Consider the following 12,896-nt stretch of genomic DNA (forward strand, 5'->3'; position numbering starts at 1 on the left):
ACCTAATGATATTTTCATCAGGGGGAAGCGATATTACATGAATCTGGACTCGCATTGAAGTGTTATTAGGAACAGTTGTTTTGAAAATCGATTGAAAAATAGATCACAACTATACGAATTATTGTCAGATTTTTTTACATGCACAGGAATTTGAATAGTCAATATATCTATAAGTGTTTGATATTATTTGCATATATTCTTTTGGTGTAATAATTGCTTTGTTATGGGGATTGATACGAAAGTATTTCGTGTCATAACAAAGCGCCTGTTTGGTACGTGATTAGATCAAACATGCACTTGATAGAGACCACATAAATTGAATGATTCAATTGTTTTATATGGAATATGTACTATGAAGAACTTCGCAAAAACCAGCATTGCTCTGGCCCTGCTCAGCACGGTTTCACTGCACTCCAAAGCAGAACTCATAACTTATAGCGTAACTGCCACGAGTGAGACAAAGAGTTACTTTTTAAGTGTGTCAGATGGTCCAGTCACCGAAACCAATCAAGCGGGTCAAACGACAGCTAGCGCGTCAACATCGGTTGGGTCGTTTATTCCCGGAGATAGCGACGAACTAAGCCAAGGTATGCAGAGTATCTTGCCAGTTGATGCTAGATCGGATGCGATCGCAGGTGGAGACAACGGTTTTGTTCTCAGTTCGGTGGGCTTCGGTGATTATTATACAGAAGCGAACGTCACTCAAACGTATACGATTGAAACGGGCAATACTGGAAACAGTTTTTTATTCGACTTCTTAATTGACCAAGGCTCACTTTCAGCGTTTTGTTCTCCACTTGAAGAAGTTGTTTTGGTCGAACAAGAAGGCCCATTTGATAATGCTGGTTGCATCACACAAAACGATGCTTCGGCCTCTGCTGAATATCAAATCGATATTACATTCGGTGGCATGAGTATTTTCTCGAGTTTTGCTAGGTTTGAGACGCTTGGCCAAAATAACTTCCAACAACTTGTGCCAAATCAACTGACCAAAACGGGAGTGTCGTTGAGTGATGATGATGCATCCGATGGCCTTTATTCATGGTCTGAATTAAGCGTTGAAGATTTTAACCTTGGCTTTATCGGTGCTAATGAAACCGTAGAGCTTGTGTACAGTGCAACGGTAAAAAGTGAAGGCTTTTTTGGCTTTAGTCCAGATGGCCCTAGCTTAACTCTGGCTAACTCTGCTGCTCGATTCGGCGATCCTAGTAATATCCGCGGCATTTCTAATGTGCGAGCTGTCGTTGAAGCCTCAGCACCTGGAAGTATTCTTTTCCTTGGCATTGGAGCACTTGCTCTTGCCTTCAGAAGAAAGCGCGGGTAAAAGTAAAAACAATAATCAACGCGCTGATGTAAAAACAAGACGCTGAATGACAAAGATACAAACCATGTTGAGCAAAAGCCACTTTCTTCGATTGTGGCTTTTTTTTATGGTCACTTTTTGATTTCAATACCTCTGGCTTATTTCCCTTTGCTTGCTGCTTTGGTAGGATTGCAGCAATTGAATTGTGGGATGGATCTGTGTCTAAAAACGAAATAAGTTATGAAACCTTCAGTGCGATGCTCTCGCAAAATAATATCATTGTCGATGCGTCAGAGGTGCATGGAATATTGTGCGGTATGCTGGCGGGTGGAATGTCAGCGAACGACCAGTCTTGGTTAGAGGCATTGAGTGATGTTATTAATCAAGGCGATGGCTTTACAGGCACTGCCAAAACTGACATCACCGATCTGTTTAATGAGATCTGTCAGCAATACCTTGACGCTGATTTCGCTCTCCAACTCTGTTTACCTGATGATGCCGCACCAATCAATGAACGCGGCGCCGCATTGCTCGTATGGGTACAAGGGTTTCTGCTAGGCTTTGGCCTACATCAAGCGGACCTTACAGCTTGCTCAGCAGATGTGAAGGAAGCCTTGGAAGACTTCAGCGAAATAGCTCGCATGGATGAAGAAATGAATGATGATGAGGAATCAGAGCAAGCTTTATTTGAGGTGATGGAGTATGTGCGCATTACCGCAATGCTTTGCTTCAATGAGTTAGGAAAACCGCTCATTGATGACAACACCAGTTCTACCTCTGTGCACTAAATCTAAAAAAAGGACATCTATTCATGGCGATTAGCGCTGCTGAATTTTCTGAACGAAGACGAGCATTACTCTCTCAATGTGAACCCAATAGTTTGTGCATCGTGGCAGCCAACAGCTTGGTGACTCGTAGCAATGATACTGAGTATCCGTTTCGGCAGAATAGCGATTTTTGGTACCTGACCGGTTTCAACGAGCCTGAAGCCTATTTGCTATTATCGAACAAAGGTACCTCGGACAAACAAGCTGAAACTTCATATATGTTTGTTCAACCCACTGATGCATTTGCTGAGGTTTGGCACGGAAGGCGACTCGGTGTTGAAGCGGCTAAAAAAGCTCTTCAAGTCAGTCACGCTTTTGATGTTGAAGAAATTGATGAGTATCTTGCAGACATTATCGATGGACATCAGCATTTATATTATTCCTTTGACGATAGACCTGCGGTTGAGTCGACTATTTCGTTAGCATTGGCTGAATGCCGCAATGCCCCTAAACAAACGAAACTCGCACCAAATCATGTACACGATATCCAACCTTTGATTCATGGTATGCGGCTAATCAAGTCAGACGCAGAAATCACTGTCATGCAAGAGGCTGCTAGCATTTCTTGCCAAGCTCATCGCCGTGCAATGCAATTTAGCGCACCGGGTAAGTTTGAATATCACTTAGAAGCTGAATTGCATCATGAGTTTGCCATGAACGGCGCACGCTATCCGGCTTATGGAACTATTGTGGGAAGCGGTGATAACGCCTGTATTCTGCATTACACTGAAAATTGCAGTGAGTTGCATGATGGCGATCTAGTATTGATTGACGCCGGTTGCGAGCTACACGGGTATGCTGCGGATATCACGCGTACCTTTCCGGTGAATGGTAAATTTAACAATACACAAAAAAAACTCTATCAATTAGTGTTGGACAGCCAAAAAGCAGCGCTTGATGTACTTATTCCAGGTAAAACAATATCTGAAGCGATGCAAGCCTGTGTCAGAGTGATAGTTGAGGGTCTACTAGAGCTGGGTATTTTGAGCGGCACACTCGAGTCAAATATAGAAAATGAAACGTGGCGAGCTTTCTTTATGCATGGACTAGGTCACTGGCTGGGCTTAGATGTGCACGATGTGGGTATTTATAAAATTAACGGTGAAGATCGTCCCTTGGAAGCGGGCATGGTGATGACAGTTGAACCAGGATTATATATTCCAGAGTCGGCCGACGTTGAACAGAAGTTCAAGGGGATAGGTATTCGTATAGAAGATAATATCGTGCTGACTGAAACAGGCCACAGAAATTTAACGGAAAATGCGCCCAAAGAAATTGATGACATTGAAGCGCTGATGGCGAAATAAGTGACGAAAACTTAATGACAAAGCAAAGCTATGACATTGTAATTGCAGGTGGCGGCATCGTCGGGTGCGCCGCCGCTTTGGCTTTGAGCAATCATACTGGCTACTCAATCGCTGTCGTGGAAGCATTCGCTCAAGACACGCAAGCAAAACCACTAGAAGTATCAAGCAACAGTAAGGTTGAAACAAGCTCAACTGGAAATCAAACTCACCCCAGTTTTGATACTCGAGTCGTTGCTTTAGCACAAGAGTCATACCAACAGCTGTTAGCGTTCGGCATAGATATGGACACAATCACAAGCTGTCCAATAAAGCATATTCACGTCTCAGATCGTGGACATCTTGGACAGGTTCAGTTAAAAGCTCAAAATGCTATTGGCGCTTTGAATAATGATGAGGCGAGTATGGGGCATGTTGTCTCACTGGCTGATATGGGCACGCATCTTTTGAAGCTAATTGAATCAAGTCGAGTTGATTATTTAAGCCCATTTAAAATTACTGAGTTAGAAAGAGGCGAATCGTCGACCAGCTTGACCTTAATTAACAGCTCGTTTGAAGACTTTGATAATACACCAGAGCAAAAGGCGAGTAAGCAGACACTGCTGCTAGAAGCGAAGCTAGTGATTGTTGCTGAAGGTGCTCAATCGCCAACACGGGGCTTGTTTAAACTTTCTCATGAGGTTGACGCCTATCAGCAAAGTGCCATTATAGCCAACGTGCTTTGTCAACGTTCTCATCATAACCGTGCGTTCGAGCGTTTTACCTCGCAGGGTCCTATCGCACTGTTACCGATGCAAACGGAAGGCGGCAATCAAATGTCCTTAGTTTGGACTGCTCAAACAGAGAATGCCAAGCAAATCACGGCGTTGAGTGATAAGGCGTTCTTGCTAGAATTACAAGGACTCTTCGGTGACAAGCTAGGTAAAATAGTAGCAACATCACCTCGACATTCTTATCCTCTCATGCTCGTAAAAACACCGATATTCGCCTCCCACCGCGTAATTTGCATGGGCAACGCAGCACAGAGCTTGCACCCCATCGCGGGACAGGGCTTCAACTTGGGGGTAAGAGATATTGATGGTTATTTACAGTGCATCCAAAAACAAGATGCAATACCGCCTGACCCGGGTACGTTTGAAATAACACATTCGTACAAGCAACTGCGAGAGAAAGACAAAAGTAGTGTTATTCAGGCAACCGATGGCTTAGTTCGTATTTTTTCAAATCAGCATTTCCCCTTCGTTGTGGGGAGAAACATCAGTTTGTTTGCGTTGAATCATGCGCCGGTGTTCAAAGATAAGTTAGCCTCCTTTGCAATGGGTAAGCGCTAGAATGAGGTTAATATAAAAATGTTGAGTGTAGATGTTGCTATTGTTGGCGCAGGTATCGCAGGTCAAACACTGGCTTTAGGATTGGTTCAAGCTGATTTTAATGTAGCAGTGATTGATGCAGCGAAGCTTGAGTCAGTGCCTGAAGACGCTTTTTCTCCACGAGTCAGCGCAATCAGCAAAGCAAGTGAGCGTATTTTTCGAAATCTCGGCGCTTGGGAGCACATACAACGCATGCAAGCGTATTCAGCTATGCATGTGTGGGAAGACCAAAGCTTTGGTGAGATACATTTCTCAGCAAGTGAAAATCAGATCGATAACTTGGGTCACATCATCGAAAACACTGTGATCACGCAAGCTTTGTTTGAAGCGGGTAAATTACTACCTAATTTAACGGTATTAGAAGAACAAAAAATCCAATCTTTGAACCAAGGAGATGGGCAGCAGCTTATTCAACTCGAAAGTGGCGAGATGGTGATGTGTAAATTGCTGGTGGGCGCTGACGGGGGAAATTCCTTCGTACGCAAACAGGCAAAATTTGCGGTGACCTCATGGGATTATGACCATATCGCGATTGTTGCAAATGTGAAAACTCAAGAAGCACATCAACTGGTGGCTAGACAAGCATTCACACCCCATGGACCTCTGGCATTTTTGCCTCTCAGCGACCCAAACACCTGTTCTATCGTTTGGTCACAAGATACTGACGTTGCAGAAGATTTGCTCGCGCTAAATGAAGAGGCTTTTTGTCAATCCCTACAAGTAGCCCTAGATAACCACTTGGGTAAATGTGAACTCATTACCCCTCGTTTTCACTATCCGTTGAAAATGCAATACGCGCAACAATGGGTGAGCGACGGTATTGTTTTAGTTGGAGACGCCGCCCATACCATTCACCCACTGGCGGGGCAGGGGGCGAATCTTGGATTACTTGATGTTGCGTCATTGGTTCAGGAACTGACCCGTTTAAAGGCTGAGAATAAGCCTTTTCATACACTGAAGTCTTTGCGAGCTTATGAGCGCTGGCGAAAAGCAGAAGCAATGAAGGTGATCGCGACGATGGAAGGCTTTAAGCGCATGTTCAGCGGTACGTTTGCTCCGCTTAAATTAGCCAGAGGACTCGGTCTTGCTGGTGCAAACTCTATTCAGCCGATTAAACACTTCTTTATTCAGCAAGCAACGGGCAGCGCGGGTAAACTGCCAGACTTAGCAAAGTAGGACAAATACACGCGGGGCCAACTATATGCCAACTTCAGTACGTTTAAACATAGCGACTTTACCCATCGCAACGGCATTCCCAAAAAGAACAATGAGCACACCAATAGCCGATAGAAGCGTCCATTGATAGCCCTCAAATAGCGTCGAAATAGCCAAGGCGACAATGGGGTAAACTAAAACTACATACGCAGCCTTATCGGAACCTATTTGCTGCAGAAGCTTCATGTAAGCTCCAAACGCAAGTACCGAGCCAAACATGGCTAAATAAAGCAAGGCATAGTAATAACTTGGCGTAGTGGGCAATGTGAAATCGGCGCCACTAAATAAAGCGAAACCGAAGGTAAAACTTAAACTGTAGCTCATTGCATAGAAGTTCATTTGGATGACGGGGGTTCCGGCGTCGAGGATCTTTTCCGAAACTACATTGCCAATACCCGCACTCAAAAATGAGGCGGCAGCAAACAATAAACCTATCATTAAGCCTTGGTTTACACTCAAGGCTTCAAACTCTGGAATAAATATCATAAAGATACCGGATAAACCAAAAGTTGCGCCCACCACGACTTCTAATCGCATAGGTTTTCCAAGTAGCAAGCGTCTTAATACTACATTGATATAAATAACGCTAGAACTTAGCAGGGCGAGTAAGGCGCTAATAATGTGTTGTTGAGCAGCGTAGAGAAAAGAGTAGTCGAGGGTGTAAAATAAGACGCCCACTAATATAAGTTTCTTGTGGGTTTGCCAAGAAAGGCGCATGGGGAGTTTTTTTAACCAGCACCACGCACCTAAAATACAAGCAGCAATCGTAAATCTAAAAGCCACCGATACCGCTGGATCGATGACATTAATTTGATAGTTAATTGCTATCCAAGTCGAACCCCATATTAAACAGGTTGCAACAAATAATAAGGGGTTGGACATTCTCTTTATTGACTCTCTTGTGTTGAGTTTTCACTTGCCTTCGCCGCTTCTACCATCGCTCTTACATCGGCAAGCAATGCTTTGGCGTCATAGACAATGCCGTCTTTGATTGTGTAATCGACCCCACCTGAACGAACTGGTTGATTATCTTCATTCAAACGATAGTGCCCAGTGCCGTACAACACTTTAAAGTTGCGCAAAGGGTTTTCTTTGATGATCAGCATATCGGCTTTCTTACCAATATTGATTGAACCAATTTCATCTGCCATGCCCAAGGCTTCTGCGCCATTCAGTGTGGCGGCTTGAATAACTTCAAAAGGGTTAAATCCAGCTTCACGTAAAAGTTCTAGTTCGCTGATGTACCCAAAGCCATAAATCTTGTAAATGTAACCCGAGTCAGAACCCGTTGTAACGCGACCACCGTGATTTTTGAAATCATTTAGAAACTGCATCCAAAGACGGAAGTTTTCTTTCCATTCAATCTCTTCATCAGTTGTCCAATCAAACCAGTATGAACCGTGCGCATACCGACTTGGCTTAAAGAATTCCCATAAAGTCGGTAGCGTATAATCTTTATGCCAGTCAGCATTTCGTTCACGCATTAAGTCACGGCTGGCTTGATAAATTGTCATGGTTGGATTGATCGTGAAATTAAGATCAATGAGTTCATCACGAACCGCATTCCACTTTTCTGAACCATAAGGCGCAGCTTGTTTCCAAAGCTTTCCAGCTTCAGCAAAGCGGTCTTGTTCGTTATTGTAATTATAGGTTGCTGGATAATTCTGTATGGTTTGCGCTTCAAATAATGCCTCAGGCAATCCATACCAATGTTCCATTGTGGTTAAGCCTAAGCGAGCGCTGTCTAATACATTCATGCTCATCACGTTCAGTTGCGCGTGGTGCATCATAGTACCAATATTCTGTTTTTTAGCTTCGTCGAGTGCGGCGGTCATCACTTTTGGTGTCGCACCAAAGAACTTAAGACCTTTTGCCCCTTGCTTTGCTGCATTCTTTACCCAATCACGCGCTTGTTTTGCAGTGAAAATAGGCTCTTTGCTACCCATACCAAAGCCAAGGTAAGGAACAATGCGTGGTGCAACGATTTGGTTTTTCTCACTGCGCTTAGCATGATCAAGTACCCAGTCTAAACCGTTAAAGCTGCCTGGTTCTCGAACAGTGGTAATACCGTGCCCTAGCCATAATTTAAAGACATATTCAGCAGGGATATTGTCGGCCGAACCACCGATATGGCCATGCATATCAATAAAGCCGGGTAACACATAATAGCCTTCCAACTCTAAGACTTTGTCACCTTCTTGAATTTTAGGGCGTTTATTCGCCTTAATAGGCACGCCAGGGTGACCGACACTGACAATGTTAGTGATACGATTACCTTCAACCACAATATCAACAGGGCCCATAGGTGGCGCACCTTCACCATTGACCACGGTCACACCACGCAGGATAAGGCGCTCATAAGGTCCTTCTCCTTCGTCGCTAGTCTTGTTTGGCGCTTTGGCGCCGGGAGCTGCATGAGCAACCGAAATAATCGATATGGTAATGAATAAAAATAGGTACTTGCTTAGGAGTTTCAACATGTTTCCGCCATTCTTGTTTTTATAGCAGTATACGATGAAATATTGAGATCTTCACCGCTTTGGCAAGATTAGTAGACAATTGTATGAAATATCACCACTGTGTATTGATTTGAATGACATGAAATCCTCGACATGTCACAAAATCCTACTATCATTTATGTACTATCACGCCATAGGGGTTTCATTGTATTTATGGCGCTCAATTCTTTTTATTAATAGTTTTCATGGAATTAAAGGATTTTTAAGGATGAAAAAGCATCTTGTCGCTGCCTTGAGTTTTTTGTGCCTGTCTGTTGCATGCAGTTCCGGTACAGCCCCATCATCTGACGATCAAAGCGAAGTTAGTGTATTTACGCTAGCATTTGCATCCTGTGCAAATCAGTATGAGCCTCAAGCCGTTTGGACCGAAATAGCAAAGACTCAGCCCGATGTATTCTTGTTTATTGGTGATAATGTTTATGCTGATATCTATATGGTCGATGGCAAACGCAAAAAAAATCCAGCGCAATCAAAAGAACGCTTCGAAGAGGCTTATGCTTTAGCTAACGCGATACCTGAATTCGCTGCTTTCCGTAAACAAGTACCATTGATGTTGGGCACTTGGGATGATCACGATTATGGTGCCAACGACGCAGGAAAAGAGTTTCCACTGAAGAAAGAATCACAAGAAGCGTTTCTCGATTTCTTTGAATTTGCCGAAGACGATCCTATCCGACAGCAAGCTGGCATTTACCACTCTCGCATGCTTGAGGATGCAGGGAATCGCATTCAAATCATTGTATTAGATACTCGATATCACCGCGACCCACTTAACATGAATCCGCAAGGTAGACCGCAGAACAAGGGGCCCTATTTACCGGTTACGGACAAAAGCAAAACAATTTTAGGACTAGAGCAATGGGCTTGGCTAGAGCAGGAGTTGCTTAAGCCTGCCGACGTTCGTTTTATTGTCAGTAGTATTCAATTTGTTGCTTACGAGCATTCATGGGAAGGCTGGGGGATCTTTCCTCATGAGCGTGAAAGAATGTATCGCTTGATTGGCGAAACTAAAGCTAACGGCGTTGTATTTTTGAGCGGTGACCGACATTTAATGGAAATTTCCAAAGATAGCGGTGAATTGGGATCAGAAGTGCCATATCCAATCTGGGATTTTACCTCTAGTGACATTACGCGACAGTTTACCCCCGTGAATGAAGGCAATACATTCAGGCAAGGTTCTGTGGTTAGAGACACTAATTTTGGTGAAGTGAATGTTGAGTGGGCTGATGCGCTTTTGCAGTCCAAAATTATACTCACAGCAAGAGACAGAGAGGGTGGCATCTTGAATCAGCAGAAAATACAGCTGAGTGAACTTCAGCATTAATGAATGAGTGAGAACATCCTAGTATCAAATAAATGTGTTTAGTCGTCATGGAAAATAGATTGTCCGATATTAATATAAAAGTACCTTACAACAGTCAACCAATACTCATCAAAGCATTACTAACGACACTGTTATGCGCCTTGTTTGGTGTGTTAGCTTGGTTCGACTATGAGGCCATTAAGTTAAGCTTTCGTTTTGTTCTGTTGGCAATCAGTTGTTCTGTATTTTTCGCTATTTGCTGCGTTTACTGGTTGAAACTTCTATTCACTCGACGTAATTCGCTCAGTATTGACGCTGAAAGGATCACGTGGGTGAATGATTACAAAAAAGCCAGTGTGAAATGGTCTTTTATTCGAGAGGTGAATATTGTTGAACTAGCGAAAGCTGGACGTTCTAAGGCGACAGTCTATGACTTTACACTAGATGCTCGTGAATCTAGCCTGCCTAGCCCAGTTTCGCTTTACGCCATCGATTATCACATCTCTCATCCGCAGTTATTAGAAGTGATAGAGCAAGCAGGCAAGGAGTACAATTTTCAAGTGATTCTTGACCGAATGTAGTCCGCCAAAGTCAGGCTGACTTGCGGGTGTTGTGTGTCTTGGTTGAACAAACAAATCTTGATCTTGCCTAAGGGCGGAAGCCGTTTATTTTTGATGATATCTAGCTCTGGCGGCACACTGCTTTTTGCCAATGCAGTCACACCTAAACCTTGTTTAATAGCCGCGATCAAGCCGTACAAGTCAGCATTGGTGTAAGAAATTTTCCATGCTTTGGTTTGTTGTTTTAACTGTTGAATGACTCTCGAACGATACACGCAGCCGTCGGGCGCCAACACCAGTGACAGGTTATTCGTGTTCATCGCTTGTTTGTTATCACCCACCCAGACCAGTTCATCCTCAATCAATAGTTCTCCTTCCATAGGTTCGTCTGGGTTAACCAAGGCTAGAATGAGGTCGAAGTCATTGCGCTTATTGTTGTTTAATAATTGTCTACTCAAGGCTGACGTCACATCGAGTGATACGTCTGGATAGCGCACGCTGAACTCGCCGATAATGCTAGGCAACAAACGAGAAGCAAATTCGCTGGGAATGCCAAGACGCAGACGACCGCGCAAGGTATCTTGTTCTAAGTGTCGGAAGATGTCGTCATTGATCGCCAACATCTGTTTGGCTTGTTCAAATAACCATTGACCATCGGCATTGGCTTGGTAACGTTGACCAACTTTATCAAAGAGCTTCTTGCCGAGCTGACCTTCTAGCTTTTTTATCTGCAGGCTGATAGCGGGCTGTGAACGACCTAATAACTCGCCTGCTTTATTGTAGCCACCTAGCTCGATTATGGTCACAAAGGTGCGCAAATTATCCAGTGATAGTTGTTTCATTAGTTTTCCTTTGTGATATTTCAAAGCTCAAAAGCTCAAAAGCTCAAAAGCTCAAAAGCTAAAAAGCTAATAAAAGCTAACACACTTAAAGCACGGCATGTAGCAAAGGCGCTTCAAGCCCATCCATGGGTCGCTTGGCAATCGGCGTCCTGCCGATTGACACTTTGCTACATGCCGTGCTTCAAGTGCATCAGCTTTTCATCGCAGTATGATGGTCACAAAGCATGCAGCAAAGGCGCTTCAGGCCCATCCATGGGTCGCTTGGCAATCGGCGTCCTGCCGATTGACACTTTGCTACATGCCGTACTTTAAGTGCATCAGCTTTTTACATTTCCGCCTTTGGGATCGCAATGCATGCTCAAAATGCTTCAAGCCCATCGACTTTTCACCAAGGGATATTTTTATCAGTAGTTTTAATGCATTGTAGTGAATACATTTAAAAAGTAAATGTATTCATTAGGACTTTTAATTAGAAAAGTAGGGGGGCACTCCATATACTTTGATGCATTAAATCGATAGCGAGAGATCAAAAATGAACACGACTGCACTATACGACGCGCATATTAAAGCTGGCGCTAAAATGGTTGATTTTTTCGGTTGGAATATGCCGATTAATTACGGCTCACAGATTGAAGAGCACAATGCCGTTCGCCAAGATGCGGGTATGTTTGACGTGTCGCACATGACGATTGTTGATGTGATTGGTGCAGAGGCGAAAGCTTATTTGCGTTACTTGTTAGCTAACGATGTTGAAAAGCTACAAGCCAAAGGCAAGGCGCTCTATAGCGGTATGTTGAATGAAGCGGGTGGTGTTGTCGATGATTTGATTGTGTATCACTTCGAAGCAACGAACTATCGCTTGGTTGTGAACTCGGCAACCAAAGAAAAAGATTTAAACTGGTTGAACAAGATTGCGGATGGCTTTGACGTGACCATTACTGAACGTGATGAATTCGCCATGATTGCTGTTCAAGGGCCAACAGCTCAAGCAAAAGCGCAGAGTTTGTTTTCAGCAGCTCAAAAAGAGGCGGTTGCTGACATGAAACCTTTCTTTGGTGTGCAAGCTGAAGACTTGTTTATTGCAACAACGGGTTATACCGGCGAAGCCGGATACGAAATTATGGTTCCAGCAGCGCGAGCTGAAGAATTTTGGGATCAGTTGCTTGCTGTCGGTGTCGTGCCTTGCGGCTTAGGCGCTCGCGATACGCTTCGTCTTGAGGCTGGTATGAACTTATATGGCCAAGACATGGATGAAACAATATCGCCTTTAGCGGCAAACATGGCTTGGACCGTTACATGGGAACCAGCAGAGCGTGACTTTGTTGGCCGTAAAGCGCTTGAAGCTCAAAAAGCCGCAGGCCACGATAAACTTGTTGGTTTAGTGATGACAGATAAAGGTGTACTGCGTGCTGGTTTGAAAGTAATTGCTGCGAACGGTGAAGGTGTTATTACTTCTGGTACCTTCTCTCCAACATTGGGCCACAGTATCGCCATGGCGCGCGTTCCGGCTGGCACTGAAATTGATGGCACGGTAGAGGTGGAAATGCGCAAAAAATTGGTTACAGTTAATGTAGTAAAACCAAGTTTCGTGCGAAATGGAAAAAGCGTGCTATAGCAAACGACTGTTTGCAATATGCCTAAACGAATAAGAAC

General features: G+C 43.9%; 11 protein-coding genes. 8 read left to right on the top strand and 3 right to left on the bottom strand.

Annotation, left to right across the window (positions count from 1 at the left end):
- The first annotated feature begins 352 nt into the window (after positions 1-352).
- The 5 genes from RM556_RS04535 (at position 353) to RM556_RS04555 (ending at position 5,980) form a co-directional block, all read left to right on the top strand.
- Complete coding sequence (locus RM556_RS04535; RefSeq protein WP_311373950.1) at positions 353-1,324, top strand: PEP-CTERM sorting domain-containing protein; 972 nt, start codon at positions 353-355, stop codon at positions 1,322-1,324.
- A 197-nt stretch (positions 1,325-1,521) separates the two neighbouring features.
- On the top strand, positions 1,522-2,091 hold the full coding sequence (locus RM556_RS04540; RefSeq protein ID WP_311362059.1) for a UPF0149 family protein: 570 nt from the start codon (positions 1,522-1,524) through the stop codon (positions 2,089-2,091).
- Between the two features lie 23 nt (positions 2,092-2,114).
- Entirely contained in the window at positions 2,115-3,437 is a 1,323-nt protein-coding gene (gene pepP / locus RM556_RS04545; RefSeq protein ID WP_311373951.1) for a Xaa-Pro aminopeptidase, read from the top strand.
- 14 nt (positions 3,438-3,451) lie between these two features.
- Positions 3,452-4,765: an FAD-dependent oxidoreductase gene (locus RM556_RS04550; protein WP_311373952.1), complete on the top strand. Its 1,314-nt coding sequence runs from the start codon at positions 3,452-3,454 to the stop codon at positions 4,763-4,765.
- Between the two features lie 18 nt (positions 4,766-4,783).
- Positions 4,784-5,980: an FAD-dependent monooxygenase gene (locus RM556_RS04555; RefSeq protein WP_311373953.1), complete on the top strand. Its 1,197-nt coding sequence runs from the start codon at positions 4,784-4,786 to the stop codon at positions 5,978-5,980.
- A gap of 21 nt (positions 5,981-6,001) precedes the next feature.
- On the opposite strand, the gene RM556_RS04560 is transcribed toward RM556_RS04555, so the two are convergent.
- Positions 6,002-6,901 carry a DMT family transporter gene (locus tag RM556_RS04560; RefSeq protein WP_311362063.1) on the bottom strand — a complete coding sequence of 300 codons (900 nt, stop codon included), beginning with the start codon at positions 6,899-6,901 and terminating at the stop codon, positions 6,002-6,004.
- Positions 6,902-6,906: 5 nt separating this feature from the next.
- A complete protein-coding gene (locus tag RM556_RS04565) occupies positions 6,907-8,499 on the bottom strand; it encodes an amidohydrolase family protein (RefSeq protein WP_311373954.1) in 1,593 nt (530 codons plus the stop codon).
- A gap of 247 nt (positions 8,500-8,746) precedes the next feature.
- Between RM556_RS04565 and RM556_RS04570 the strand changes: the two genes are divergently transcribed.
- On the top strand, positions 8,747-9,862 hold the full coding sequence (locus RM556_RS04570) for an alkaline phosphatase D family protein (RefSeq protein WP_311373955.1): 1,116 nt from the start codon (positions 8,747-8,749) through the stop codon (positions 9,860-9,862).
- Positions 9,863-9,921: 59 nt separating this feature from the next.
- Positions 9,922-10,422 (top strand): hypothetical protein, encoded by a 501-nt coding sequence (locus RM556_RS04575; RefSeq protein WP_311362066.1) that lies wholly within the window; start codon positions 9,922-9,924, stop codon positions 10,420-10,422.
- On the opposite strand, the gene RM556_RS04580 is transcribed toward RM556_RS04575, so the two are convergent.
- Positions 10,398-11,243, bottom strand: coding sequence for a LysR family transcriptional regulator (locus tag RM556_RS04580; protein ID WP_311373956.1), 846 nt, complete (start codon positions 11,241-11,243; stop codon positions 10,398-10,400). The two genes, RM556_RS04575 and RM556_RS04580, sit on opposite strands and share 25 nt — an antisense overlap.
- A 532-nt stretch (positions 11,244-11,775) precedes the next feature.
- Here RM556_RS04580 and gcvT point away from each other — a divergent pair.
- Positions 11,776-12,858: a glycine cleavage system aminomethyltransferase GcvT gene (gcvT, locus tag RM556_RS04585; protein ID WP_311373957.1), complete on the top strand. Its 1,083-nt coding sequence runs from the start codon at positions 11,776-11,778 to the stop codon at positions 12,856-12,858.
- The last annotated feature ends 38 nt before the right edge of the window (positions 12,859-12,896 follow it).

Origin of the sequence: Alteromonas sp. W364, assembly GCF_031846205.1 — a bacterium.
In the GTDB taxonomy this organism is placed as follows: domain Bacteria; phylum Pseudomonadota; class Gammaproteobacteria; order Enterobacterales; family Alteromonadaceae; genus Glaciecola; species Glaciecola blandensis.

Coding starts and splice junctions, on each gene's coding strand:
- RM556_RS04580 (WP_311373956.1), bottom strand. CDS start 11,243: ATGAAACAACTATCACTGGATAATTTGCGCACCTTTGTGACCATAATC.
- RM556_RS04560 (WP_311362063.1), bottom strand. CDS start 6,901: ATGTCCAACCCCTTATTATTTGTTGCAACCTGTTTAATATGGGGTTCG.
- pepP (WP_311373951.1), top strand. CDS start 2,115: ATGGCGATTAGCGCTGCTGAATTTTCTGAACGAAGACGAGCATTACTC.
- RM556_RS04535 (WP_311373950.1), top strand. CDS start 353: ATGAAGAACTTCGCAAAAACCAGCATTGCTCTGGCCCTGCTCAGCACG.
- RM556_RS04550 (WP_311373952.1), top strand. CDS start 3,452: ATGACAAAGCAAAGCTATGACATTGTAATTGCAGGTGGCGGCATCGTC.
- RM556_RS04555 (WP_311373953.1), top strand. CDS start 4,784: ATGTTGAGTGTAGATGTTGCTATTGTTGGCGCAGGTATCGCAGGTCAA.
- gcvT (WP_311373957.1), top strand. CDS start 11,776: ATGAACACGACTGCACTATACGACGCGCATATTAAAGCTGGCGCTAAA.
- RM556_RS04565 (WP_311373954.1), bottom strand. CDS start 8,499: ATGTTGAAACTCCTAAGCAAGTACCTATTTTTATTCATTACCATATCG.
- RM556_RS04570 (WP_311373955.1), top strand. CDS start 8,747: ATGAAAAAGCATCTTGTCGCTGCCTTGAGTTTTTTGTGCCTGTCTGTT.